Source organism: Pseudomonas fluorescens (assembly GCF_001708445.1).
In the GTDB taxonomy this organism is placed as follows: Bacteria; Pseudomonadota; Gammaproteobacteria; order Pseudomonadales; family Pseudomonadaceae; genus Aquipseudomonas; species Aquipseudomonas gorinensis.
Map to the genome: position 1 here is coordinate 2,056,345 of NZ_CP015637.1, position 24,401 is coordinate 2,080,745.

Consider the following 24,401-nt stretch of genomic DNA (forward strand, 5'->3'; position numbering starts at 1 on the left):
AACTCTGGATAAAACGCAACCGCCCATTCATATGAGTGGAATGTGCGGGGTAGTGACTAAAGGAGTGGTCCCTTTGTGTGCTCTGTCAACGAATTGACGATGTTGCGGAAGTGTTGTGATAGACGCTTTAGGCGATATTCTTTTGGCATTTTATTGACGATCCTTGTCCAGGCACTCGGTCATGGCGTGTGTTTTTGAGTGTAGGAACAAATGTGAGATTTTTCCTGTTTAACGCAAGAACCTTTTCCAAAGAGAGGTAGGAAAAGGGGACAAGTATGGGTTGATCAGGAGCATAAAGTGCCCAGCCGCCGGGCTTTCGTTGGTTCGGAAGTTGTCTGCGGAACTTACGCTTAAATGATCCGGTTCATCCAGGAAGTTGTCCTGGGAGGCGGTGCCCACTGTTTGATAATAGTGTTTGGCGAACAGGTGAGTGCCCGCCAGTGTGAACGTCCAAACGTTATTCATGCTGTAGTCGATGACCCGTACGTGCGGGATTGTATCCAGCACAATTTTTTGTTTGCGTCAGGTTCGCTGCTTAATCTACGGGCTTTCCCGGTGGATGGGCCGAGCATGATAGATCTCGCAACCTTGGCGGTTTTTTCCGGTGCTGTTGTGCTGTTGCTGTTATCGCCGGGGCCGAACATGGCGTTCGTCATCAGCCACGGCATGACCCATGGCTGGCGCGGTGGCGCGGCCTCGGCCCTGGGCATCGGCGTAGCGGACCTGCTGCTGACGGCATTGACGGCCATGGGCGTGACGGCCTTGGTCGCGAGTTGGCCTCCGTCATTCGACTTGATTCGCTATGCCGGCGTGATTTACCTGCTGTGGCTGGTATCCAAGACCTTGCAGGCAAAGCCCGGTGGTGCAGCTACTCAGGTCGAACGCGTGCGGTTGGGCCGTGTATGCGTACGGGCCATGCTCAACAGTTTGCTCAACCCCAAGGCGCTGTTGTTTTTCGTGGTGTTCCTGCCGCAGTTCGTGCGCCCCGAAGCAGGCCCGATCGCGACGCAACTGTGGGTGCTGGGCGGCGTGCTGACCTTCATCGCCGCCGTGTTTCACCTGGTGCTGGGGGTGTTTGGCGGGGCGGCCAGCCGGTTTTTCAGCGGCCGCCCCAGCACCGCCACCCTGCAGAAGTGGGGCCTGGCCACGGTGCTGACGGTGTTGGCCGTGCGCCTGGCGCTGATGGCCCGACCGACGTGATGGCTTGTTGAAAAAAAGCACGCTCCCCCGGCTCATCGCTGCTGCGATAAGCCGGCGCCCCTACACAACCCACGTTGGCCGCGAGCCGCGTTGTCAACCCAATCGCGCTGCCGCCCGCGCCACAATCTCAGCGCGGGTCTTGCGCGATTCGACCGTACGCTTGTTGGCTTCTTCCAGCACAGCGGTGGGCGCCGTGTCTGGGCGGCCGGCATTGAACGGTGGCGCCGGGGCGTATTCGATCTGCAACTGCACCAATTGTGCCGCCGCTTCGCTGTACAACTCCGCTGCCAGGGTCAGGGCGAAGTCGATGCCGGCGGTGATGCCGCCGCCGGTGAACAGGTTGCCATCGCGCACCACGCGCTCCTGTACCGGGATCGCGCCAAGAGGGGCGAGCAGGTCGTGGTAGGCCCAGTGCGTCGTCGCCTTGCGCCCGCGCAACAGGCCCGCCGCGCCGAGCACCAGCGAACCGGTGCACACCGACGTCACGTAGCGCGCGGTCCGGGCCTGGGCCTTGAGGAAGTCCAGGGTTTGCGGATCTTCCATCAACGGGCCCACACCGGAACCGCCGGGCACGCAGAGCACATCCAGGTTCGGGCAGTCGGCGTAGGTCATGGTCGGGGTAAAGACCAGCCCGGTGCTGGACGTGACCGGAGCCAGGTCTTTCCAGACCAGGTGCAACTGTACGTCCGGCAACGAGCCCAATACGTCGTACGGGCCGGTAAGGTCCAGTTGCTGGATGCCGGGGAACAACACAAAGCCGATCTGCAAAGTCATGAATGACGCTCCGATAAAGGGGTGGACGGCTTCACTCTAGAGGCCTAGGCTTTGGCGCATACGCCATTGAGCCCACGAATCACGCCAATCATGCCCAGACTTGTTCACGTACTCGCCTTCGACAATGCACAAGTGCTCGATGTCACCGGGCCGCTGCAAGTGTTCGCCTCGGCCAATGACCTGGCGCGCCAACGCGGTTTGCCGCTGCCCTATGCCGTCACGGTGATCGCCGATCAGGCACAACCGGTGATGACCTCCGCTGGCCTGGCGCTGGTGGCCGAGCCGTTGCCTGCGGTTGACCAGCCTTGCGACACCCTGCTGATCGCCGGCGGCTGGGGCGTGTACGGCGCCGCCGAAGACCCGGCGCTGGTGGATTGGGTGCGGGAAAAATCCCGGCATACCCGACGCATGGCTTCGGTGTGTACCGGTGCGTTTCTGCTGGCCGCCAGCGGTTTGCTCGACGGCTGCCGCGTGGCCACCCACTGGACGCGTTGTGACGAGCTGGCGCGCAAGTTCCCCGCGCTTCAGGTCGAGGCCAACCCGATCTTTATCCAGCAAGGCACGCTGTGGACCTCGGCCGGCGTGACGGCCGGTATCGACCTGTGCCTGGCGCTGGTGGAAGAAGACCTGGGCCGCGCCGTCGCCCTGGAAGTGGCGCGGCATTTGGTGGTGTTTCTCAAGCGCCCCGGCGGCCAATCGCAATTCAGCGTGACCTTGTCGTTGCAAAAGGGCGACAGCCGCTTTGCCGAATTACACGCCTGGATCGCCGAGAACCTGACCCTCGACCTGACCCTCGCGACCCTGGCCGCCCAAGCCGGCATGAGTGAGCGCAGCTTCGTGCGCCACTACCGTGCCGAAACCGGGCAAACCCCGGCGCGTGCCGTCGAGTTGATCCGTGTTGAGACTGCCCGCCGGCAACTGGCGGACAGTACGGCATCGATCAAGCGCATCGCCGTGCAGTGCGGCTTTGGCTGTGAAGAGACGCTGCGCCGCAGCTTCCTGCGGGCCTTGGCGGTGACGCCACAGGCCTATCGCGAACGTTTTTCGCCAGTGGCCTAGGCAAGCAATTCCAACAGCGCTTCAAGGGTCGCGTGTGGCGCTTCCTGGGGGATATTGTGGCCCACACCGGCCAGCACCTGCCGGCGATAGACACCGCTGAAGTGCGCCACGTCGTCGTCCTCCAGGGGGATCGCCAGCCCATCCATGAGTTCCAGCAGATCCTTGGCCAACGCCGGTATCTACACAACTTTTCAGCCCCTGACACATCTCCCTGTGGCGAGCGGGCTCGTCCCGCGTTGGGCTGCGTAGCAGCCCCAAAACCAGGCACCGCGGTGTGTCAGTTAAAAACACATCGCCTGTAATGGGGCCGCTTCGCGCCCCAACGCGGGACGAGCCCGCTCGCCACAACAGCCTCATCTGCCGGGCATTCAGCGTTGAGCCAGCGTTGTTTAGAACCCTATGGAGTGATAGGGGAAGCCGTGCAGCAGGGGGACCGGCTCACTGTCAGTGGGGCCGTGGGCGACAAGCGCCACTCCTGCGCCAACACCCCCAGCACACACAGGCGACCTCAGGGCTGCCACACCGTCTTCTCTCCACTCAACTTGCGATCCAGGAATGTCGCCGCGCTGATCAACGCCAAGTGGCTCAACGCCTGGGGGGTGTTGCCCAAATGCCGTGCCTGGCTGTCGAACTCTTCGGCGTACAACCCCAGCGGGTTGGCATAACGCAGCAACTGTTCGAATTCCAGGTGGGCCTTTTCCACCTGGCCGGCGCGGGCCAGGCATTCGACGTACCAGAACGAGCAGGCGGCAAATGCGCCTTCGGTGCCTTGCAGGCCGTCGATCTGGCTGTCGTCGTTGCGATAGCGGTACACCATGCCGTCGCGTACCAGGCTGTCCTGGATCGCTTCCAGCGTCGACAGCCAACGCGGATCGGTGGCGGCAACAAAGCGCACCAGCGGCATCAGCAGCATCGAACCGTCCAGCGCGGTGCTGCCGATATGCTGCACAAAATGCCCGCGCTCTTCGTTCCAGAAGTTGCTCCAGATGTCGGCGTAGATCGCCTGGCGTGTCTCGTCCCAGCGCGCGAACGGGGCCGGCAGGGAACGCTTGGAGGCCAGGCGGATCGCGCGGTCCAGGGCTACCCAGCACATCAGCCGCGAATGCAGGAAGTGATGCTGCTCGCCGCGCATTTCCCAAATGCCCACGTCTTTCTGGTTCCAGACTTCACAGACCTGATCGGCCACTTCCACCGTGTGTTTCCAGCCTTCGTGGGAGATGGCTTCGCCGTATTTGTTGACCAGGTACACCGCGTCCATCAACTCGCCGTAGATGTCCAACTGCACCTGGTCGAAGGCTTCATTGCCGATGCGCACCGGGGTCGCGCCGCCATGGCCGCTGAAGTGATCAAGGGTGGCCTCGGGCAGCTCCTGGCGGCCGTCGATGCCGTAGAGGATATTGATTTTGGTCGGTTGGCCACAGCAGTCGCTGACCCGGCCTTTGAGCCAGCGCATGTAGGCGTTCGCTTCATCGATGAAACCCAGGCGCATAAAGGCGTAGACCGTGAACGAGGCGTCGCGGATCCACGTGTAGCGGTAGTCCCAGTTACGCTCGCCGCCGCGGGTTTCCGGCAGGCCGAAGGTGGTGGCGGCGATGATTGCGCCGTGTTTGCGCGAGGTCAGGAGCTTGAGTGCCAGCGCCGAGCGGTTGACCATTTCGCGCCAGCGTCCGCGGTAATTCGATTGGGCGATCCAGCCGCGCCAGAAGCTCAGGGTACGTTGCAGGTACAGGTCGGTGCAGGCGTTGGTGACCCGGGGGTCGTCCTCGCCACCGAGGATGAATTCGGCGCTTTCTTCCTGGTCGAGGGTAAACGTCGCCACGGCGGCCTGGTTATCCAGTTGCAGCGCATGGCTGCCCGCCAGGCGCAGCCCAGGCTGGCCATCAGCGGTGAACAGCACGGCGTTTTCATCGGCGCTGGCGTGAGTTCGCGCACGCGCATAGTCATGGCGCACAGCGCAGCGCAGATGAATCGTTGCCGTTCCGCTGACCACTCGCACCCGGCGAATCAACAGGGGCAGGTCGTCGACGGCTTCACTGACACACAGCAGGTCGGTCACTTCCACTACCGCCTCGTCGCTGAGCCAGCGGGTTTGCAGCACGTTGGTATCGGGCAGGTAGATCTGCTCGCGGCGGGCCTCGGGCAGGTTCGGGGTGAGTTGAAAAATGCCGGCCTCGGGGGTGTCGAGCAGCGAGCAGAAAATCGATGGGCTGTCGAATTCAGGCCAACAGAAAAAGTCGATGCTGCCCTTGTCGTTCACCAGGGCGGCGCTGCGCATGTCGCCGATAATGCCGTGGGCATCGATGGCGCTTTGGGGCTCTTTGTTCAAATCAACCATTGCCACGAAACTCCGGATAAAGGCTCATCCCGCCATCAATGAAAAGGGTACTGCCCACCACATAGTCCGAGGCGTCGCTGGCCAGCCAGACCACCGCATTGGCCACGTCTTCCACGTCGCCCACACGCCCATACGGAATCAACTTGAGCAGCTCTTTTTCCGCCGCGCCCTCAGTGGCCGCCTGGTTGATCGCCGTGCGAATCGCTCCTGGGGCAATGCCGTTGATGCGGATGCGTTGCTCGCTGACTTCCTGGGCGAGGGTGCGCATCAGCATCTCCACGCCGCCCTTGGACGCGGCGTAGTTCACATGCCCGGCCCAGGGGATCAACTGGTGCACCGAACTCATGTGGATGATCTTGCCCGCCGCTCGCGACACACCATCACGCACGCCCTGGCGCTGGAAAATTCGCACGGCGGCGCGGGCGCAGAGGAACTGGCCGGTGAGGTTGACGCCGATCACCGTGTTCCAGTCGTCGAGGCTCATGTCGACCAGGTTCGCGTCTTTTTGCAGGCCGGAATTGGCCACCAGAATGTCCAGGTGGCCAAAGGCTTCGAGGCTCTTCGCGAACAGGCGTTCCACGTCGGCCTCCTTGGACACATCGCCACCGATGGCAATCGCCCGGCCGCCGTCGGCATTGATCTGTGCGGCGAGGGCCTCGGCGGGTGCCGCCTGGGCGTTGTAGTTGAGCACCACGGCCGCACCGGCAGCGGCCAGGGCCTTGGCTGCACCGGCACCGATGCCGGAGCTGGCGCCGGTGACCAGGGCCACTTGTTGCTGCAATGAAATCTGCATCGACCATCCACCGTATTGTCAGAGTCCTTTCAGCTGACTGGCGGCGCGGCGCGGAAGTTCACCGGATGTCTTGAGCGCGACGACAGCTGTCTCTTTCAATCGTTTTCGCCAGCGTGCTTTTCGCTAGACTCAGGGCCTGTTGACGCGAGACCCGCCCATGACTGCCCAATCGTCTCCCAGGCCGTGGCTTGAAGCCTATGCCGACAATTACCACAACGATGAGGTGGTGCACGCCCATTGCCATGCCGAAGCCCAACTGATTCATGGCGTCTCCGGGGTCATGCTGGTCAGCACCGCGCAAGGCAGCTGGCTGGTGCCTTCCGGGCACGCGCTGTGGGTGCCCGCGGGGACGGCCCATGAGATTCGCATGGCCGGTGACGTGCATATGCGCACACTGTTCCTGGCGCCGGATGCCGAGCCCGAATTGGGCCGAGTGTGCCAGGTGATTGAAGTGTCGGCGCTGCTGCGCGAACTGATCGTCGCCGCCACCTTGATCGCCGGGCAGAACAGCCCGCGCATGCAGGCGATGATCGAGCTGATCCGCATGGAGCTGCTCACGGCGCCCGTGGTCGCGATGCATGTGCCGGTGCCCGCCGAGGCGCGGTTGGCGCGGTTGTGCACGCACTTTATCCGCAACCCTTCCGATGACAGCAGCCTGCAAGCCTGGGCCGACATCCTGAACATGAGTACACGGACCCTGAGCCGGATTTTCCAGCGCGAACTGGGCATGAGTTTTGGCGAATGGCGCAAGCGCGCGCGGCTGGCCCTGAGCCTGAAATTGCTGGCCCAGGGCGTCTCCATTCTGGAGGTGGCGCTGGAGCATGGCTATCAAAGCCCGAGCGCCTTCAGTGCGATGTTTCGGCGAGCGATGGGCTACCCGCCGAGTCATTTCCGCCCGGGGGCCTGATTCGCTCATCCCGGTGTCTGTCCGGCGACGACACATGGCCTGGGTGCGCGCGAAACCCGTGGGGCGACTGCCTATGCTGCAAGGCCCTTTCTTGAACGAGCCTTGTGATGCCCAGCTCTGTGATTGTCGCCTTACACCGCACACCGCTCGCGGTTGTGTTGAGTGCGCTGGTCGCGTGCGGCCACGTGCCGTCGACCCAGGTCACCGCGCAGCCCGCGCCACGCTTGTCGGTGGAAACCAGTGACGCGCTGCCCGACCATTGGTGGCAGTTGTACCGCGACCCGCAATTGGATGCCCTGGTGGAAAAGGCACTGCGTGAGAACAAAGACCTGGAGGCAGCCGGTGCCCATGTCGATGCATTGCTCGCGCAGTTGCAGCAATTTGAAGGTGAACGCCGTGCCTCGACGACGTTGTCCTATGGCCTGGACTATGGGCGCAGTCGTGATGACCGGACCCTGGCCAAGGCCTCTGGCCAGTCAGCGGATGGACAGTGGAGCCATACCCCGCAATTTTCCCTGAGCTACACCCTGGACCTGTGGGGCGCGGTGCGCTATCGCATTGCCGCCGCCCGCGCCGATGCCCAGGTGGCACGGGCGATGGAAGATGAGTGGCGCGTGACCGTGGCGGCGCAGACCGCCAGGGCCTATGCCCAGGCGTGTGTCTACACGCAACAGGCGCAGGTGCAACGCCATTCGGTGCAATTGCTGGAGCAGAGCGTCGACATCACCCAGCGCTTGCGCCACGCCGGTGCCGCCACCGAACTGGACGTCGCGCGCCTCCAGGGCTTGCTGGAGGAGACCCGCGCGCCCTTGCCCATGTTCACTGCCCGGCGCCAGAGCGCGCTGTATGAACTGGCCGCGCTCAGCGGCCAAACCCCGGAAAAGGTGATCGCCTTGCGCTGTGCCCAGGCGCCGCAATTGCAGGCACCGTTGCCAGTGGGCGAGGGCTGGGCGCTGGTGCAACGGCGCTCCGATATCCGTCGCGCCGAAGCGCGGTTGCGTTCAGCCACAGCGTCCACGGGCGTTGCCCGCGCGCAGCTTTATCCGCGTATCACCTTTGGCGCCATGTTGGGCTCTTCGGCTGCCAGCCTGGGTAAGCTGGGCAATGCTGACGCTGTGGTGTACGGCATTGGGCCCTTGCTGTCCTGGCAGTTTCCCGACCGGCAGATCGCCCATGCGCGTATCAGCCAACGCCAGGCCGAGACCCACCAGGCCCTCGCGCAATTCGATGCCACGGTGCTGGGCGCGCTCAAGCAAGTCGAGCAAGCCTTGGCCCTGTACCAGGGCGAACAGCAGCGTCGCCAGGCCGTTGCCGACGCTCTCGATAACAGCCGTCGCGCCTTCGACCTGGCCCGGCGTAGCTTCCAGGCCGGTGGGCTGGATGCCCTGCAACTGCTCGACAGCGAACGCAACCGGGTCAGCCTCGAGGCGCGCCTGGCCCAGGTCGACCTGCAATTGATCAACCGTCAGATCGATGTGTTCCAGGCCCTGGGTGGCGGCTGGCAGCGTGACGATCCAGCGTCTTCCATCACTGTTAATACCCTCGGAGCTCGCCCATGAACCAGGCAATTGAAGTCCTTCCTCCTACGTTGATGCAGCGTCATCGCCGGGCACTGGTCAGCGCTGTTTCAGTCGCCGCTTTGCTGGGCGTCTTAGGGGCTGGCGCCTGGTGGTGGAACCTGGGCCAATACTTGGAGGAAACCGATGATGCCTATGTGCGCGCCGACTGGGTGGCAATCAGCCCGCGGGTGGCCGGTTACGTCAGTGAGGTGCTGGTCGATGACAACCAGGCGGTCAAGGCTGGAGATGTGCTGGTGCGTATCGATGCACGGGATTACACCGAGCGCCTGCACAGTGCCGAGGCGCAGTTGCAGCAAGCACATGCGGCGGTCACCGCGCAGCAGGCACGCCTGGACACCTTGGACGCACAATTGAGCGAACAACAGCAACGCATCGTTCAAGCACGTGCAGCCCTCGACAGCGGTGAGGCTGAAGCGCGACGGGCGCATTTGGACTACCAGCGCTATCGCGACTTGGTGGCACAACAGGTGGCCAGCGCGCAGCACCTGGAAACCGTGAGCGCCAGCCAGGCCCAAGCCCTGGCGGCGCTGGCCCAGGCGCGTGCCCAGGTCGCGCGCCAGCAGGCGCAGGCGCAGGTTATCCAGGCACGTCGACAGCAAGCCCAGGCCCAGTTGCTCGAGCGCCAGGCGCATATTGGCGAAGCCCAGGCCAGCCTGGCCCTGGCCCGCAATGCCTTGGCCGATACCGCCATCCGTGCGCCCTTTGATGGCGTGGTCGGGCAACGCAAGGTGCGGCGCCAGCAATACGCAACGCCGGGTCTGCCGCTGTTGGCCGTGGTACCGGTGACCCAGGCTTATGTGATCGCCAATTTCAAGGAGACCCAGCTGCAGCACATGGCACCGGGGCAGGCGGTGGAGATTGCGGTGGACAGCTTCAGTGGCCAGCACTGGCAGGGTGAAGTCCACAGCATCGCCCCCGGTTCCGGCGCCGTGTTTGCGCTGTTGCCGCCAGACAACGCCACGGGCAATTTCACCAAGATCGTCCAGCGTTTTCCGGTGAAGATCCGCCTGGTGCAGCGGGGCGGCGCGAGCCCGCCGATCCTGCCGGGCATGTCGGTGATCGCCACGGTCGATACCCGTGGGGAGCGTGCCCATGGAGGCTGAGGCGCATTCGTCCCAGGTCTCGCTGCGTGCCTGGGTGGCCGTGATCGGCGGGCTGTTTGGTTGTTTCATGGCCGGCATGAACGTGCATGTCACCAGCGCCGCGCTGCCGGAAATCGAAGGCGCCCTGGGGGCGACGTTCGAGGAAGGCTCGTGGATTTCCACCGCGTACCTGGTGGCGGAAATCATCATGATCCCCCTCACGGCCTGGCTGGTGCAGGTGTTCTCGCTGCGCCGCGTGATGCTGGTGGGCTCGGGCCTGTTCCTGGTGGCGTCGGTCGCCTGTTCGCTGGCGCCAAACCTGCAAACCATGATCGTGATCCGCGTGGTGCAGGGCGCGGCCGGGGCGGTGCTGATTCCGTTGTCGTTCCAACTGATCATCACCGAGTTGCCGGCTAGCAAGGTGCCGCTGGGCATGGCGCTGTTCAGCTTGGCCAATAGCGTGGCCCAGGCGGCCGGCCCTTCCATGGGCGGGTGGTTGACGGACATGTATTCCTGGCGCTGGATTTTCTACCTTCAACTCTTCCCCGGTATCGCGTTGCTGGCGGCGGTGGCCTGGTCCATCGATCGTCAGCCCATGCAACTGAAGCTGTTGCGCCAGGGCGATTGGTGGGGAATTGCCTGCATGGTGCTGGGCCTCGGTGCGCTGCAAATCGTGCTGGAGGAGGGGGGGCGCAAAGATTGGTTCGGCTCGCCGTTCATCGTGTGGATGACGTTGTTGGCGGTGGTGGGGTTGATCGGCTTTGTTGCCCGTCAGTTAGGAGGGCGGCACGGGTTTATCAACTTGCGGTTGCTGGGGCATTACAACTTCGGGGTGGCCAGTGTGGCGATGTTCATTTTCGGCGCCAGCACCTTCGGCCTGGTGTTCCTGGTGCCCAATTACCTGTCGCAACTGCAGGACTACAACGCGCGGGAAATCGGGGTAAGCCTGATTCTCTACGGGCTGGTGCAACTGGTGATGGCGCCGTTCTTGCCACGGCTGATGAAGTGGCTGAGCGCCAAGCTGCTGGTCGCTTCGGGCTTCGCCATCATGGCGTTGGGCTGCTGGATGGGCGCCCATCTATCGACCGACAGTGCCAGCAATGTGATCGTGCCGTCGATCGTCGTGCGCGGCATCGGCCAGCCGCTGATCATGGTGGCCTTGTCAGTACTCGCCGTGCAGGGGTTGGCGAAGGCGGAGGCGGGCTCGGCGTCGGCGGTGTTTTCGATGCTGCGCAACCTGGGTGGTGCCGTCGGCACGGCGCTGCTGGCGCAACTGGTGGTGGTGCGTGAGCGGGTGCATGCGGCACGCATCAATGAGTCAGTCACGGTGTTCGACCCGGCCTTGCAGCAACGCTTGCCCGGTGAGGGTGTGTTGCAGGCGCAATTACCGGACCAGCAATGGGCCTTGCAGATATTGGATCAGGGCATTCATCACCAGGCGTTCCTGATGGCCTACAGCGATGCGTTCTACCTGGCATGTGTGGCCTTGACGCTGTGTGCCGTGGCGGCGTTAATGTTGCGGCGCGGTTGAATCTCGACCCCAGTGAAGGCCCTCAAGAAAGTGATGCTTTTCGATCTTAAAAATCAATAGGTTGCGCGTTATTTAATGCATGCACTGCTTAAGGGAGTGGCACTGCGATTCGAGCCTGTTAGCCGAAACGCTTGAAAGGAAAAAAGTAGTGACGATGCACAAAGTAATCTGGATGAAGCGTTACCGCGCAAGGTTGATTTTTGTCATCTGTCTCATCGTGGCTATCGCTTTGGTGGTTCTCGCGCGGCTTGACACTTATGGTCTGGATCGCAGGGCCAGCGAACCTTTTGCATTCGACGCAAATGGACTGCGCCTGGCCGGCACGCTCTGGCTTCCTGACCACGCAGCGACAGCGGCAGTCGTTCTGGTTCACGGAGATGGCCCCCAGGATCGCACGTCGCAGCAAGGTTACGATCCCCTCATCAATGCGCTTCTCGATGCAGGTATCGCGGTTGCTTCGTGGGATAAACCAGGCATTGGGGCGTCGCAGGGGAATTGGCTCAGCCAGTCCATGGCTGATCGCTACGTGAACGCGCGCAGCGCGTTGTCCGCCTTGCGCAGTAAGCTGCAAGGAATCCCTGTCGGTGCGCTTGGGTTTTCTCAAGCCGGCTGGGTACTGCCCCGATTTGCGTCGGGTGAGGCGGACTTTCTTGTGCTTGTCGGAGGTGCGGTATCCTGGCAACGGCAAGGTGATTATTACACTCGGACGCGGTTGCAACGCACAGGGATGTCCGAGCGTGACATTGACACAACGATGGCTGAGATGGCCGCCGCCGATGACCGCTTGTTTGCCTCTTCGCAGGTGCCGTCGGCTGCTCTTCTGGACGGTATAAGCCCAGAGCGCTGGGCTTTTGTACGGCGAAATGTGCACGAAGATGCGACCAGCGCCTTGAAAAAACTCGATATACCGCTCCTTGCGTTGTGGGGGGCGGACGATCTGAATGTCGATCCCGAAGCCAACCCAGCCCTCTATCGAAAGACAGTTGGGGGCAACCATCCAGCCAACCGGATTGAAGTCATACCGGATGCAACTCATGGGCTACTGAGGGCGGCGTCTTACAACACCCAACTCACCAGCGAATGGTCCTGGTTCACCACGATGAGGTTCCTGATGGAAAGTCGTCATGCCTACGCACCAGGCGCCCTTGAAACGATAAACGAGTGGGTTCATGCAAGATCCGGCCAGTAGATGCGCTGGCTGCTAGCAGTTCGACTGCATGCGGCCAACCACTCGGCAAGCGATGCAGGAGCATCAAGGGTTTTGATTGTCGAGGTGCCGTTTAAACGCGTCGAGCGCAGTAACAATCAGAGGGCCTATCACCGGGTCGGTGGTGATGCCCTCGGCGCTCAACTCGCTGGACAGGAGGTTAACCGACATCGACGCCTCCTCGATGACGCGGGCGGACATCGTATCCAGGACCAGCCGCAATGCGGCTTGCGCATGACTGGCTCTGGGTGAAGCGTTGAAAAGCGCGACAGGCTTGCCTGGGAACTCTTCACTGCTCACGAGCCAATCGAGCATGTTTTTGAATGCGCCGGGAATACCTCGAGCGTACTCGGGGCATGAAAACAACAGCCCATCCGCTTGCCCGATAATTGAGCGTAACTCGATGATTGTCTCGGGGGGATCCTCGAGCAGATCCGGGTTGAAGTGAGGCAATTTACCGATACCGTCGTACTGTGCGACCGATACCCCTTCGGGGCATAGACGCTCCGCTGCTTGTAGCAAAATTGAGTTGGAGGAGGCCTGACGCAGACTTCCCGAGACAGCAAGCAAACGCACCATTTCAGCACCGTTCGTGGTTCATCAATCGGTGAAGTTTCGCACGAGCCGAACCACATGCACCATTGCGGCATAGCCATGCGGCAATGGACATCTTCTTCCCGCTTGCGGCTACGAACGAATGTGTTTACAGGATGAAAATCTATTCGTTGGATTCAGGGAGAGGGTTGGTCGGATGTATAGGTGCACCCGTCATCGCACCGAGCGCATAAGCAGGGACAGCAAAGCCCGCTTGGCTGACGCTGGCGTGCAAGTCTGCGGGCTACTGGCGCAGTTGTTTTGGGGAGGCGTTCAACAGGCGGCGCATAAGTCGCCGTAGGGCCGTGGCATCCTGGTATCCCACCTGTTCGGCGATAGATTCAACAGAATATCTGCTGGTTTCCAGCAGCACACGGGCCCGGTTGAGTTGCACACGCTGGATCAAATATTGGGTTGAAAGGCCGGTAGCTTTTCGAAGGTGTCGGGACAGCGTTCGCTCAGACATGCCGGCGTACGCTGCAAGGCTCGGGACACTGGGCGGATGGGGCAGGCATGTTTCGATGTAGGCGGTGAGGTTAGCGACCAGTGTATTGCCCTGGGCCATGATTGCTGGGTTGATGAAGGGGGTCTGTAGCTGTCGGCCGGCGAGCAGAAGCGCTTTGCCCACATAGTCGGCGAGCTCCGGCGACAAGCGTCTACGCAGCAGGTGCAGCATCAGGTCAGTTTGCGCGAAGGCCGCGCCTGCGGTCGTCAAGGGTGGGTCGCAGAGCACCATGACGTTGGGGTCGACAATGCAGTCAGACGCGATGCTCGACAGCCAAGGGGCGAGCCACCAGGAGGTCGTTACCTGTCGACCATCGAGTAATCCTGCGGCATGCAGGAGAAAGACCGCCGAGCACGACGCTGCAATCTCCCTGCCTTTATCCGCATGAGCCTTCAGCGCCGGCAGTATCTGACGCACCCAGTCTTCCTCAAGACGCTGCAGCAGCGTGTCGAAGTCGCTGATGCCAAGGCCTGGAATGACCCAGCAGGAGTTGTCCTCGACGTCTGTTGTCAGTTCGTCAACCAACAGGTGCATGCCGTGCCCTAGCGCAACCAGCCCCGACTGCGGCCCACAAACTCGCCAGCGTGGCACGGCAAGGCCGTGCCGTTGCGCAAGTGTTGCGGCGGTGCCGAGGATGTCCAGGGTCGCTGCGACGCTTGAAGCGAACGCCCCAGGAAAGATGAGAATAGTGAAATCGTACATTGTCCGATTGTGCCCGAAAACAGACGAATCGGTCACTTATGCGCTGAAGAGATAACTGGCCCAATGGCGTTTCCAGTTAACAATGAGGTTTCGCCATGCCAAACATTCTGATCAAAGTGCCTACCGGAGCTTTCAATCAACCACAGCGCCAACAGCTGCTTCGAAGCGTGAGCGATGTGGCAATGGTTAACGAGCATATGGGCGATGCCCCTCAACAGCGTGCGTTGTGCTGGGTGCTCATCGAGGAAGTTCAGGCTGATGAATGGCTGTGTGGGGGCGTTGCTCCTCATGCCCGGTTTGTCCCATGCATGGTCGTCGTCAAGGTACCTGCCGGCGTTCTGGATGCGCCGATGCGCCAGCGCTACGTGCGTGAACTGCATGGCGCACTACAATCGAGCCAGGCAGTGGGGGATCAGCGCCAGTTGCTGAGCTCAATACAGATCCAGGAGGTTGTTGACGGAACCTGGGGGGCGAATGGTGATATTTGGCATTTGGCCGACTTCACCCGTGCAGCCGGATACGGGCATCTATAGGCCCTCCAGACAGCTTACATCTGAACCTCCATGTCTTCTTCCGTGCCCCTGTCTTCAGTTGAAATGTCGTCACCGTCACCGGCGGCGTCAGCCCCGAGGCATCCGAAAGTGCCTCACTTCGAGGCTGGAAAACATCTACGGAGGCGGGGGCGATTCACTGGGCGAGCCACGTACTTTCTTCGTACGGGCCAGTGTCGGGTTCTGACTCTGGGAGGAAGGAGAAAAGTCGCAGCACCACGCTGTGTTTTTTTTCGCGTATCGATCCGATCTCCTACCGATCAGTCGGCGATTTGATGCCGACTGGAGGAACTGAATCAGACATGTCCGCCACACAGAGGTTGCCTGCATTCCCTTATTGGAAGCCGGTGAACCCTGTAATACAGCCGGACTGGAGATTCAAAAAAATGGCGGTATCAGCCCTCGATAAATCCGTGTCTCATTCGCCCCCTAATTCGTCGTCCTCCAAAGCCGAGACCAAGGTCAAGGACACTGTCACCTCCCAGGGTGATGGGCAAAAAGGCGCACGTATCGCATTCAACCCGGGCGGCGACAAACCTGGCAAATTGTTTGCCAACAAAGAGCTTGCCCAGCACCGAGAAAGTGGGAGCGGGGCGCAGGGTGAAAGTCGACAGACACCGGCGTCTGGGACCCTCAGCCAAATCACGCAAAAAATGAAGGGCTGGTGCGGTGGGCAGCGACCGCCCAAGCCGGTCCCGTGCAAGCCCGACCCTTGCTACAGCAAACCACCGAAGCCGCCCAAGCCGGTCCCCTGCAAGCCCGACCCTTGCTACAGCAAGCCGCCGGAGCGACCTACGCCGTGCAAGCCTGACCCTTGCTACGGCAAACCACCGAAGCCGCCCAAGCCGGTCCCCTGCAAGCCCGACCCTTGCTACAGCAAGCCACCAGAGCGACCTACGCCCTGCAAGCCTGACCCTTGCTACAGCAAGCCACCAGAGCGGCCTACGCCGTGCAAGCCCGACCCTTGCTACAGCAAGCCGCCGGTGCGCCCCACGCCCTGCAAGCCTGATCCTTGCTACGGCCACAAGCCCGACCCTGCGTACTCACAGAAGAGCAACGACGATCTGGCACGCCAGCTGTTGAACAACTTCGATGCCTTCAAGGATCCGAAAACGCCGTGGTTCGTCACCACGCAGGGTCTTTCGGACATGGCCAACAAGCCGTTGACCGGTAACCCCGCCCAGGATCAGAACATCCGCCTGGCGCGTGAGCTGTTAAGGCGCCCGGAAGTGGTGAACGCATTGGATCGACACAGCTCCACCGGCGCGCTGGATGGCCTGATCGACCGGCAAAAAATTCAGATGACCCTCAGCAGCCAAAGTCCTTTGAAATACCAGGATGACTCGCGGTTGGCGCAAGAGATGCTCGAGCATTTCGAGGGATTGAAGGACCCGGCCAACCCGGGCTTCATCAGCATCGACAAGTTGCACGGGCTCGCCTCGTGGCCGACGAGCGATCCGGTTCATGGACGCCTGGCCTGGATTGCGCAGGAAGTCCTCAAGCGCTCCGAGGTGAAGGAAAACATGGACGGTGGGGATTACTGGGGCAAGGACGGCTGGATTCACTGGGACACATTGCGCCAGATGTCCCGCGGATAAACGTGCACCGCAGAGTAATTCATTGAGCGGGAGAATCGCCACGAACCCCTCGTGGCGCATTCCCTTGGGGGGCCCTATGACTTCGACTTCGTTCAACGCTGGTCAGTCTGGATACCGACAGTCTGCCAGCGATCAAACCCATGCGGAGGCTCAAGAGCCCACTTGCGACAAAGCCCCCGCGCAAATACTCCATGCTTATGAGACCCAGCGCATGAAGGACTTTGCCGGTCAGCGCAGGTTCCAGGCGCCAGTGGCTGACGATTTTGCCCGAGGCATGCTTGCGCCCGGCCAGGAACTTGGAAGGGACGCTCAACCCCTGGCGTCGCTTCGTGGTGTCATGGTCTCGGTGATGATTGGGCTGAGGTCCATGTGCAGTGGGCAAAAGGCCGAAAACAACCGCGCGGCGCCTCCTCACGACCGCGACTGATCGGCCATCGTGGTGCGTGCGTTTACATGCTGTCATCGCTATTCGCTCGTCCCCCGGAACTATTGCGATCGCCCAGCCACACATCGGTGGCTTGACTGGTATCCATCCGCGGATCTCGGCCACCTTGGCAGTGGGCGCCAGACAAGCTCGGATCTGGAAAAAGTTGGAGATAATGCATGAAAATTGATGGTGCAATACCTCTCGGGCGGCCAGCGGCCATGGGAGGGGCAGAGGTGCAACCGGTTTTGCCGGCGCCCGTTGTTCACACGCCGTGCGAGGAACCCAGTCTCGCACCGGATGCGCGGCCACGGCGTCCGGTGCTGTTGCGTGGGGCCTTGTCGGCGTTGCGCTACCAGGCATTACAAAATCCACCGGCTGCGCGCGCGAATACGGTCCCACCCGGTCCTCACTCCACCGATAGCCAGTTGGCGGGCGAGCTGGAGAAAAACTTTGGTGAATTGCACTCGTTTTTCAAGGAAGGGCGCCTGACGCAGTCGTCCTTGCATCGCATCGCTGCTGAAGCGTTGAGGGGAGAGTAATGTGCGGGACCGCATGATCCTGATGGTCAGGGAAATTCTCAAGCGTCCGCCTCTTAACGACGCAATCATCGATTGCGAGGGGTACATCACTCGCGACAGCTTGAGGGTGGCTGCTGCAACGCTGCTGGGCAACAGTACGCCAGGGGCCTTCAGCCAGGATCCTTTCCAGGGGCAGGGCAATGCCCTGGTTGTCGAGGCCCTGCAAGGTCATTTCACACAATTGAAAGACCCGACCAAGGATCGCAAGTTTTTTTTTGAAGCGCTTGAGTACGTGGAAATTGCGCTGCTCAAAACCGTGATGAATGACCCCGATGCCATTGATTCACTGGGCCTGCCCATACTGGAGCCTTGCACTGGCCTGCCCAGGAAGAAGTACAGCGAACATTGCGTGTACATGGCGAAAAATATTATCGAGCGCCCGGGGTTACTGCGTTCGCTGGAGCGTGCCAACCACACGCGCCTGTTTGGTTGGCCCCGGTATGAGGGTTGGCTCAGCAATAAGAGTCTTGAACGCTGGCTTGAACAGTACAAGGCGCATAAGGCCAGGTAGCCCTCGATCCGGGCTTATTGCCTCGAGTGGCCTTATACCTTGAGGATCTTGCCACTGATGGCCACACCCGCCAGCAGCAGCGCGATCAACACAAAGGCGGTGCTCAGGCTACTGCCGTGGGCGATAAAGCCGATCATCGCCGGGCCTGCGAGTATGCCGGCATAGCCGAGGGTGGTGATGGCTGGCACGGCGATATGTTCAGGCATGACGGTCTGCTTGCCGACCGCGGTATACAGCACCGGCACGATATTCGAGCAGCCGGCGCCCACCAGGGCGTACCCCAGCAGGGCGGTTTCCCACGCAGGGAGCAGGGTGGCCAGTAACATGCCCGTGGTGGCCAGCGCACCACCGATCATGATGACGCGGGTGGCGCCCAGACGCCGCACGATCGCATCACCGGTCAGGCGTCCGGCCGTCATGGTCAAGGCAAAGGCCGCATAACCCAGGCCGGCATAGGCTTCGTCCAGGCCGCGTTCGGCGCTGAGGAACACCGCGCTCCAGTCGAGCACGGCACCTTCGGCCAGAAACACGATAAAGCACAGGCAGCCGATAAACAGCACGACGCCGTGCGGCACCGCAAAGGCCGGCCCCGAGCTTTCACTGCCATAGGGCAAGAAGTGTGGCCCGGCCTTGAGCAGTGCTGCCGCCATGATGACGATCACTACCAGGGTCGCCTGCAAGGGCGACAAGCCCAGCCCCAGCATCCCGGCAACGCCCGCAGCGCCGACGATGCCTCCCAGGCTGAACAAACCATGGAAGCCCGACATCATGGTTTTGCCGCTGGCGCGCTCAACGATCACCGCTTGCAGGTTGACCGTGGAATCCACCGTGCCCAGGCCTGCGCCAAACAGGAACAGCCCGGCGATCAACAAGGGGATCGAACTGACGGTGGCCAGCATCGGCAGGGCCAGGCAGATCAGGATCGTCCCGGCGGTCAGTACGCGTCGGCAACCGTAGCGCGAGGCCAGCGCGCCCGCCACGGGCATGGCAATGATCGAACCCACCCCCAGGCACAGCAGCAACAGGCCAAGCGTGCCTTCATTCAACTGCGCGCGCGCCTTGGCATACGGTACCAACGGCGCCCAGGCGGCGATGCCGAAGCCAGCGATAAAAAAAGCGATACGGGTCGACATTTGTTCCAGCCGACCGGGAACCACGGGCGCTGGGGTGGGGATGGCAGTCATGAAAAATCCTTGGTCTTGCGTTCAATGAACGATGTCCGGCGCGACATCCTTGCATATCAAGCCGTATCGAGCGAGTCAGGGTTCCCCTGGTTTCAGGTTTGCTGCCCAGGCGGTGAATTCTTTTTTTACAAACACGGAACGCTGTGGACCTGATTTGCCACACAGAGCCTGTCGAGTTTGTAGGAGGTGGCCTGGAAGATGTGTAATTCCTGTGAGAATGGATGAACCCCAGCTTTCTTGTGGTGGATGACCACCTTCCAGCCCACCTCCCACAGCTCGACCATTCTGTAATACGCTGCTGCCCCGGTGAGTAGGCAACTGGATGGACGAGCTGATGAAAGTTCTCAGGCAGGCGGCAGCATGACCCTGTTCTACGATGCACGCGGCAATATCTATGGGGTAGTCAACCCCGCCTTTTTGCGCAGCCGGGGTGTGGGTGTGCCCGATAGCGCCGCCCTCGCGGCGAGTAACCGGGAGGCATGGGCGGCATCGGCCATCGCTTCCGAATGCGGTTGGGGTTCATTGCCGCGTCCGGCCGACGCCAAGGCCCATCGCTGTGATGGGCTGCTGGTCGGGCCGTTTCAGGCTGAGCCGCCGTTCGATCTGTTGATCGTCAATACCGATGGCTCCCTCGCCGAGCGCAGTGGCAACGGCTTGACCATCTTTGCGCAGGCGTTGACCGACCAGGGGTTGATGACCCAGGGCTGTGAACTGCGGGTGCATCACGACAAATCGGATGCCGCGTCGCCGGTGGCTACGTCGGTCGAGCCCGCACGGTATGGGCAGGTCGATGGGTTCTGGCTGGCCTTGGGGCAACCTGAGTTCGGGCCCTTGGCCGTGGGGGCGGTGGGCGTCGAGCCCGTGCGGGTGGAGGCGCATGGGTTCAGCCGGGTGGACGCGTTGGTGGCAATCAATCCGCAATGGGCCTGCAGTCAGTTTGTGCGGGTCGGCAACCCTCATTGCGTCACACTGGTCGACCAGGTTTCGGCATTGCCGGACAACCCTTCGATGCACCAGCCCGCATTGTTCCTCGCCCTGCAAGCCGTTGCCTTCGCACCACCTGTCGGTAGCGGCCAACCCTGTGCCGCCGGCATTAACCTGCAATGGGCGGCGCGTGATCACGGCAACCGGGTGTTGGCGCGAGTCTTCGAACGGGGCGAGGGACCTACGGCGTCGTCGGGCACCAGCGCCAGCGCTGTGGCATGCGCGGCGTGGCGGGCCGGTTGGGTTGAGGGCGGTGAAGTGGCCGTGGTCATGCCGGGCGGCACGGCGCCAGTGCGCTTGCAAACGCAGGCCGAACGCTTGCTCGGCGTCAGCCTGTTTGGGACGGCGCGACCACTCCCCGCAGCGTAGGGGAACCCTTGGCGGCTTTAATTTATGTGGGCTAGTTCTTTAGCGGTTAGTTATTTAGATGTAAGCCTGTGTCGTACTTTTCTTATTGTTGATCACTGGTTGAGTGGCTGTATTTAATATTTAGCAAAAGACACTTCCATCCTCATCGTACGAATATTCTGTTTTATTTCTGACCGGCCGAATTTCCGCTGGAGACGCTAAGCTTTTGGGCGTTCAGGCGCTTTTTCTCTGCAACTCGATCGATGTTGCGAGAGAGGGTATTTCAGTCAGAAAGTGGATGGCGGGTAACAACGGATGGTTAATGCGTTTGTTTCGTCACGTTTCAAATTAATAGTTCCAGGCATAAGTACAGACTTTCAAGTACTGGCTTTCAACGGCAGCGAGGCCGTCGATCAGCCGTACTTCATTGAGGTGCAACTCGTCAGCGAAAACCCTTCCCTTGACCTGGAGCGTTTGCTTCACCAACTTGCCTATCTGGACTTCGGCGAGGCCGATCAAGGCCTGCATGGGCAGGTCTACGCCATTGGCCGGGCTGATCCGGGTGTTCGGCTCACCCGCTACCACCTCACCCTGGCACCGCGCCTGGCCAGCCTGGCCTACCGGCGCGACCAACGCATCTTCCAGCAGCGCAGTGTGCCGCAGATCATCATGGCCGTCCTCGAGCACCATGGCATCCTGGCCGACGCCTATGCCTTTGAGCTCGGCCCGGTGGTCTATCCGCCGCGCACATTCTGCGTGCAATACGCGGAAACCGACCTGCACTTCATCCAGCGCCTATGTGAAGAAGAGGGGATTCACTACCATTTCCGCCACAGCGTGAACAACCACCTGCTGGTATTCGGGGATGACCAGACGGTGTTTCGACGCTTGCCACAGCAGCGTTACTGCGTCTCGCCTGATCCGACGACCGAGGCGCGGGGCGTCCAGCGTTTCGACAGGCGCCTGGAAACCCGCAGCCGGCAAACGGTGCGCCGCGATCATGACTTCGAACACCCAGCGTTGCGCCTGCAGGACCAGGCCGGCACGGTGTCTGCGCAACCGCTGGAAGACTATGACTACCCCGCTGGTTTCACTGGCCATGCGCGGGGTGTGCAATTGGCGCGTCGAGGCCTGGAGCGCCATCAGAGCGACCGTCATCGGGCATCGGGCCAGAGCGATCAACCCGTATTGCGCAGCGGTCATTTCCTCGACCTGCGTGACCATCCGGACCCGGTCTGCAATGACTTGTGGTTGCTCACCTCGGTGCGTCACGAAGGTTATCAACCGCAAGTACTTGAAGAGGCGGTATTTGCGCCAGGGGCCTTCCAGGGCTATCGCAACCGCTTCACCGCGACGCCCTGGCGCGCGGTGTATCGTCCGCCCCTCAAACATGCCAAGCCAACCATCAAGGGCAGCCAGACCGCTACGGTGACCGGGCCTGCGGGGGAGGAGGTGCATTGCGATGCCTATGGCCGGGTCAAGGTGCGCTTTCATTGGGATCGCCTGGACCCGACGGATGATAAAAGCAGCGCCTGGGTGCGCGTGGCCACCGGTTGGGCCGGTGCCGGGTTTGGCGCCATGATGATTCCCCGGGTCGGCATGGAGGTGCTGGTGACCTTTCTTGAAGGCGACCCCGACCAGCCGCTGATCAACGGCTGCCTGCCCAATGCGCTACGCCTGCCGGCCTATTCGTTACCGCAGCACAAGACCCGTAGTGTGCTGCGTACCTGCAGTTCCCCGGGAGGCGCAGGCGGCAACGAGCTGCATCTGGAAGACCGGTGCGGCGAGGAGCTTATTTACCTGCGCGCCCAACGTGACCTGGAACAACAGGTCGGCCATGACAGCCGGCTGGAGGTGGCCGGGGAGCGACGCGAGATCATCCACGGGTTAAGTACGGTCCGCCTGGATAACGAGGAGCATCGTCACATCACCGGTGATCGCAAGGTGGTGTTGCAGGCGAACGACCACCTTGACGTACAGGGCGAGAGCCGGACCTATGTGAAGCAGACCCTGGTGGTCGAAGCCGGACAACAGGTGCATATCAAGGCCGGTGCCAACCTGGTGATCGATGCGGGCGCACAACTGAGCCTCAAGGCTGGCGGAGAGCACCTGGTGCTGCAGGCAGGAGGGATTTTCAGCAGTCGGCCCATCAGCCTTGGCGGCTCACCGTCCGAAACCCGTGCTGCGAATGCCTCGCCTGTTACCGGCAGCCTGAAAGTCGCCGCCGTGCAAGGCGTCATCATGGACCTGGCGCGGCAACTGGGCGCGGACTTCTGCCCCCTGTGCGAACGCTGCCGTGAAGGCCAATGCGACATGACCGGGAGGGCGGCTTGATGCCGATGCTTCCCAACCGCTGGATGGCCCGACAACAACAGGCAGGACGCCGGATATGCCTGATGCTCGATGGTTACAGCGCGGCCCGCCAGCCCATGTTGGCGGCCCGCGACCTGTCGCACTATCGCTGTCTCTACAGCGAGACCGTCGCGGCAGAACTGGCGAACACGGGGCCCGTACTCCTGCTGCTGGGGCCGATGAGCGAGCCCGCATTGGTCGACCTGTTGCAACACCCCGAAGCCAACTGGGGGTGGCTGGGCAGCCTGCCTGACGACGATTTGACCGGTGTGACAGCGCATTGGCGCGAGCGGCTGATGGTCGGGCCCGAAGGGGAGCAGGCGCTCTACCGTCTTCACGATAATCGCACCCTGGCCCGTGCCCTGGCCTACCTGCCCACAGCGCTGTGGCCGGAATTCCTCGGGCCACTGATCAGCGTGTGCTACTGGCACGAAGGAGGTTGGCGCCATGGCGAAAACCCTGCCCCCGGCCACTACCCGGTGCCTGTTCCGGCGCCATGGCTGAACACCCCGAACCCTCAGGCCGACGCCATCCTGCACGCCAATATCCTGCGATACCTGCTGGCCGAACACAGTGAAGACCTTGCCGCACTGGTCGAGTTTCAAGACCCCAGGGCGTGGCTGAGCCAAGTGCTGGAGCAGGCTCGCGCCTGGCAATGGCACGCGCCGGAGCAGCTGGAATTCCTGGTGGTTCGACGGCTGAAGGAGGCGACTCGCAACCGTGTGATCTGTTGGCAGCCGCGAGCGGGTGAGGCGCCAGGGGAGCATTTTGAACGGCTGGTGGAGCAATGGCGTGGGGAGGAGCGCAATCATGAGTAGATGGATAGGCGGTGCGTTGTTAGTTGTTGCCCTGGTGTGGCTCCCTGGGTGTACGGGGAAGAGAGGTGAGCATTTTACGCTGGAGGTGGATATGCCGGCGGAGTTCAAAGTCAAAACGGCGGCCAACTACCATCCCGCCCCTGGTGAGACTTGCACGTTGCCGCAGCGCCGGGGCAGGCGTCCTGAGCGCAAGGTGTTTTTTACTGAATACAAACCCGTGGCCAGTCGGGTGAGTTATGAGCTGCCGCTGACTGAAACAGTAGACGGCTGCCCGCTGGTCGTGAGTAGTGTGGTGTTTGATTTTTATGCGAAGTGGGGCAAGCGGGATACGGATGTTGGGGGGGATATTGCAGGTATCTCCATTCAAGACCGCTTAGAAGACAAATTGCCGACGATGCCTGAGTCACGCGTGCACGAATTGTCAGGGCAATGTCAGTGGTTGTTTCGGACGGTGGGCCCACAGCACGCAATCATAAAGGTCCTTAAATGCAATTCATTGAGCGAAGGGGGGCAGTTACAGAAAACACCAGCAGGAGGCGTTGTACAGCGGGCTCAACTGACGGGAAAAACACTTAGGATGGCCCTACACGTTATTGGTGAAGAACGACCTTACATGGGAGATAACTGGATTCGTTTTCCCCAAGGCTGGAGGCGCTGCCGAGGGAAGAGCTTAGAAGATCAAGACGCGTTCTGTCGGGGTAATACCACTGACTTCAAGTCTTTCAAAATGCCAGATGGGCGTATTTGCGACTGGTATCCACACTGTACTGAATAAGGATGT

At 61.5% G+C, this 24,401-nt stretch carries 22 protein-coding genes and 1 pseudogene; 16 read left to right on the forward strand and 7 right to left on the reverse strand.

All coding sequences use genetic code 11. The features are described 5' to 3' along the window. The first annotated feature begins 570 nt into the window (after positions 1–570). Entirely contained in the window at positions 571–1,200 is a 630-nt protein-coding gene (locus tag A7317_RS09390; protein ID WP_069075631.1) for a LysE family translocator, read from the forward strand. A gap of 93 nt (positions 1,201–1,293) precedes the next feature. On the opposite strand, the gene inhA is transcribed toward A7317_RS09390, so the two are convergent. Next, the gene (gene inhA, locus A7317_RS09395) at positions 1,294–1,974 is read right to left on the reverse strand and encodes an isonitrile hydratase (RefSeq protein WP_069075632.1); all 681 of its coding nucleotides are present in this window, start codon (positions 1,972–1,974) and stop codon (positions 1,294–1,296) included. A 90-nt stretch (positions 1,975–2,064) separates the two neighbouring features. Between inhA and A7317_RS09400 the strand changes: the two genes are divergently transcribed. Further along, a complete protein-coding gene (locus A7317_RS09400; RefSeq protein ID WP_041160887.1) occupies positions 2,065–3,033 on the forward strand; it encodes a GlxA family transcriptional regulator in 969 nt (322 codons plus the stop codon). Here the strand turns inward: A7317_RS09400 and A7317_RS30590 are convergent. The 3 genes and pseudogenes from A7317_RS30590 to A7317_RS09410 form a co-directional block, all read right to left on the reverse strand. Beyond that, positions 3,030–3,161: pseudogene (locus A7317_RS30590) on the reverse strand (alpha/beta hydrolase); the annotation flags it as partial. The gene A7317_RS09400 and the pseudogene A7317_RS30590 overlap by 4 nt on opposite strands. Positions 3,162–3,541: 380 nt before the next feature. Next, positions 3,542–5,368: a glycoside hydrolase family 15 protein gene (locus A7317_RS09405; RefSeq protein WP_069075633.1), complete on the reverse strand. Its 1,827-nt coding sequence runs from the start codon at positions 5,366–5,368 to the stop codon at positions 3,542–3,544. Further along, entirely contained in the window at positions 5,361–6,161 is an 801-nt protein-coding gene (locus A7317_RS09410) for a glucose 1-dehydrogenase (RefSeq protein WP_024074439.1), read from the reverse strand. The genes A7317_RS09405 and A7317_RS09410 overlap by 8 nt, the downstream gene beginning before the upstream one ends. A 157-nt stretch (positions 6,162–6,318) precedes the next feature. Between A7317_RS09410 and A7317_RS09415 the strand changes: the two genes are divergently transcribed. The 5 genes from A7317_RS09415 to A7317_RS09435 all read left to right on the forward strand — a co-directional run bounded on the left by A7317_RS09415 (position 6,319) and on the right by A7317_RS09435 (position 12,450). Continuing rightward, a complete protein-coding gene (locus A7317_RS09415; protein WP_024074440.1) occupies positions 6,319–7,068 on the forward strand; it encodes an AraC family transcriptional regulator in 750 nt (249 codons plus the stop codon). Between the two features lie 107 nt (positions 7,069–7,175). Next, positions 7,176–8,627, forward strand: coding sequence for an efflux transporter outer membrane subunit (locus tag A7317_RS09420; RefSeq protein WP_069075634.1), 1,452 nt, complete (start codon positions 7,176–7,178; stop codon positions 8,625–8,627). Continuing rightward, positions 8,624–9,751, forward strand: a complete 1,128-nt coding sequence (locus tag A7317_RS09425; protein ID WP_069075635.1) for an HlyD family secretion protein — start codon at positions 8,624–8,626, stop codon at positions 9,749–9,751. The genes A7317_RS09420 and A7317_RS09425 overlap by 4 nt, the downstream gene beginning before the upstream one ends. Then, positions 9,741–11,261 carry an MDR family MFS transporter gene (locus A7317_RS09430; protein ID WP_069075636.1) on the forward strand — a complete coding sequence of 507 codons (1,521 nt, stop codon included), beginning with the start codon at positions 9,741–9,743 and terminating at the stop codon, positions 11,259–11,261. Before A7317_RS09425 ends, A7317_RS09430 begins: the two co-directional genes overlap by 11 nt. A 154-nt stretch (positions 11,262–11,415) precedes the next feature. After that, on the forward strand, positions 11,416–12,450 hold the full coding sequence (locus tag A7317_RS09435; RefSeq protein WP_051448915.1) for an alpha/beta hydrolase family protein: 1,035 nt from the start codon (positions 11,416–11,418) through the stop codon (positions 12,448–12,450). 63 nt (positions 12,451–12,513) lie between these two features. Here A7317_RS09435 and A7317_RS09440 read toward each other — a convergent pair whose 3' ends face one another. Then, positions 12,514–13,047 carry an NADPH-dependent FMN reductase gene (locus A7317_RS09440; protein WP_024074445.1) on the reverse strand — a complete coding sequence of 178 codons (534 nt, stop codon included), beginning with the start codon at positions 13,045–13,047 and terminating at the stop codon, positions 12,514–12,516. Positions 13,048–13,306: 259 nt separating this feature from the next. Continuing rightward, on the reverse strand, positions 13,307–14,269 hold the full coding sequence (locus A7317_RS09445; protein WP_024074446.1) for a GlxA family transcriptional regulator: 963 nt from the start codon (positions 14,267–14,269) through the stop codon (positions 13,307–13,309). Positions 14,270–14,364: 95 nt separating this feature from the next. Between A7317_RS09445 and A7317_RS09450 the strand changes: the two genes are divergently transcribed. From A7317_RS09450 to A7317_RS09470, 5 genes are all read left to right on the forward strand, one after another. Beyond that, entirely contained in the window at positions 14,365–14,802 is a 438-nt protein-coding gene (locus tag A7317_RS09450) for a tautomerase family protein (protein ID WP_024074447.1), read from the forward strand. Positions 14,803–15,484: 682 nt separating this feature from the next. Then, positions 15,485–15,631, forward strand: a complete 147-nt coding sequence (locus A7317_RS30595; RefSeq protein WP_155766388.1) for a hypothetical protein — start codon at positions 15,485–15,487, stop codon at positions 15,629–15,631. 172 nt (positions 15,632–15,803) lie between these two features. Next, entirely contained in the window at positions 15,804–16,418 is a 615-nt protein-coding gene (locus A7317_RS30600; RefSeq protein WP_155766387.1) for a hypothetical protein, read from the forward strand. 603 nt (positions 16,419–17,021) lie between these two features. Beyond that, positions 17,022–17,384 (forward strand): hypothetical protein, encoded by a 363-nt coding sequence (locus A7317_RS09465; RefSeq protein ID WP_024074450.1) that lies wholly within the window; start codon positions 17,022–17,024, stop codon positions 17,382–17,384. Position 17,385: 1 nt separating this feature from the next. After that, the gene (locus A7317_RS09470; RefSeq protein WP_024074451.1) at positions 17,386–17,934 is read left to right on the forward strand and encodes a hypothetical protein; all 549 of its coding nucleotides are present in this window, start codon (positions 17,386–17,388) and stop codon (positions 17,932–17,934) included. 32 nt (positions 17,935–17,966) lie between these two features. On the opposite strand, the gene A7317_RS09475 is transcribed toward A7317_RS09470, so the two are convergent. After that, positions 17,967–19,118: an MFS transporter gene (locus A7317_RS09475; protein ID WP_024074452.1), complete on the reverse strand. Its 1,152-nt coding sequence runs from the start codon at positions 19,116–19,118 to the stop codon at positions 17,967–17,969. A 360-nt stretch (positions 19,119–19,478) separates the two neighbouring features. Here A7317_RS09475 and A7317_RS09480 point away from each other — a divergent pair, with 360 nt between their 5' ends. From A7317_RS09480 to A7317_RS09495, 4 genes are all read left to right on the forward strand, one after another. Further along, on the forward strand, positions 19,479–20,471 hold the full coding sequence (locus A7317_RS09480) for a diaminopimelate epimerase (RefSeq protein WP_069075637.1): 993 nt from the start codon (positions 19,479–19,481) through the stop codon (positions 20,469–20,471). Between the two features lie 294 nt (positions 20,472–20,765). Then, positions 20,766–22,784: a type VI secretion system tip protein TssI/VgrG gene (tssI, locus tag A7317_RS09485; protein WP_069075638.1), complete on the forward strand. Its 2,019-nt coding sequence runs from the start codon at positions 20,766–20,768 to the stop codon at positions 22,782–22,784. Then, entirely contained in the window at positions 22,784–23,620 is an 837-nt protein-coding gene (locus A7317_RS09490) for a DUF4123 domain-containing protein (protein WP_069075639.1), read from the forward strand. Before tssI ends, A7317_RS09490 begins: the two co-directional genes overlap by 1 nt. Further along, the gene (locus A7317_RS09495; RefSeq protein ID WP_069075640.1) at positions 23,613–24,395 is read left to right on the forward strand and encodes a hypothetical protein; all 783 of its coding nucleotides are present in this window, start codon (positions 23,613–23,615) and stop codon (positions 24,393–24,395) included. Before A7317_RS09490 ends, A7317_RS09495 begins: the two co-directional genes overlap by 8 nt. Positions 24,396–24,401: the final 6 nt, after the last annotated feature.

Coding starts and splice junctions, on each gene's coding strand:
- A7317_RS09390 (WP_069075631.1), top strand. CDS start 571: ATGATAGATCTCGCAACCTTGGCGGTTTTTTCCGGTGCTGTTGTGCTG.
- inhA (WP_069075632.1), bottom strand. CDS start 1,974: ATGACTTTGCAGATCGGCTTTGTGTTGTTCCCCGGCATCCAGCAACTG.
- A7317_RS09400 (WP_041160887.1), top strand. CDS start 2,065: ATGCCCAGACTTGTTCACGTACTCGCCTTCGACAATGCACAAGTGCTC.
- A7317_RS09405 (WP_069075633.1), bottom strand. CDS start 5,368: ATGGTTGATTTGAACAAAGAGCCCCAAAGCGCCATCGATGCCCACGGC.
- A7317_RS09410 (WP_024074439.1), bottom strand. CDS start 6,161: ATGCAGATTTCATTGCAGCAACAAGTGGCCCTGGTCACCGGCGCCAGC.
- A7317_RS09415 (WP_024074440.1), top strand. CDS start 6,319: ATGACTGCCCAATCGTCTCCCAGGCCGTGGCTTGAAGCCTATGCCGAC.
- A7317_RS09420 (WP_069075634.1), top strand. CDS start 7,176: ATGCCCAGCTCTGTGATTGTCGCCTTACACCGCACACCGCTCGCGGTT.
- A7317_RS09425 (WP_069075635.1), top strand. CDS start 8,624: ATGAACCAGGCAATTGAAGTCCTTCCTCCTACGTTGATGCAGCGTCAT.
- A7317_RS09430 (WP_069075636.1), top strand. CDS start 9,741: ATGGAGGCTGAGGCGCATTCGTCCCAGGTCTCGCTGCGTGCCTGGGTG.
- A7317_RS09435 (WP_051448915.1), top strand. CDS start 11,416: ATGCACAAAGTAATCTGGATGAAGCGTTACCGCGCAAGGTTGATTTTT.
- A7317_RS09440 (WP_024074445.1), bottom strand. CDS start 13,047: ATGGTGCGTTTGCTTGCTGTCTCGGGAAGTCTGCGTCAGGCCTCCTCC.
- A7317_RS09445 (WP_024074446.1), bottom strand. CDS start 14,269: ATGTACGATTTCACTATTCTCATCTTTCCTGGGGCGTTCGCTTCAAGC.
- A7317_RS09450 (WP_024074447.1), top strand. CDS start 14,365: ATGCCAAACATTCTGATCAAAGTGCCTACCGGAGCTTTCAATCAACCA.
- A7317_RS09465 (WP_024074450.1), top strand. CDS start 17,022: ATGAAAATTGATGGTGCAATACCTCTCGGGCGGCCAGCGGCCATGGGA.
- A7317_RS09475 (WP_024074452.1), bottom strand. CDS start 19,118: ATGACTGCCATCCCCACCCCAGCGCCCGTGGTTCCCGGTCGGCTGGAA.
- A7317_RS09480 (WP_069075637.1), top strand. CDS start 19,479: ATGACCCTGTTCTACGATGCACGCGGCAATATCTATGGGGTAGTCAAC.
- tssI (WP_069075638.1), top strand. CDS start 20,766: ATGGTTAATGCGTTTGTTTCGTCACGTTTCAAATTAATAGTTCCAGGC.
- A7317_RS09490 (WP_069075639.1), top strand. CDS start 22,784: ATGCCGATGCTTCCCAACCGCTGGATGGCCCGACAACAACAGGCAGGA.
- A7317_RS09495 (WP_069075640.1), top strand. CDS start 23,613: ATGAGTAGATGGATAGGCGGTGCGTTGTTAGTTGTTGCCCTGGTGTGG.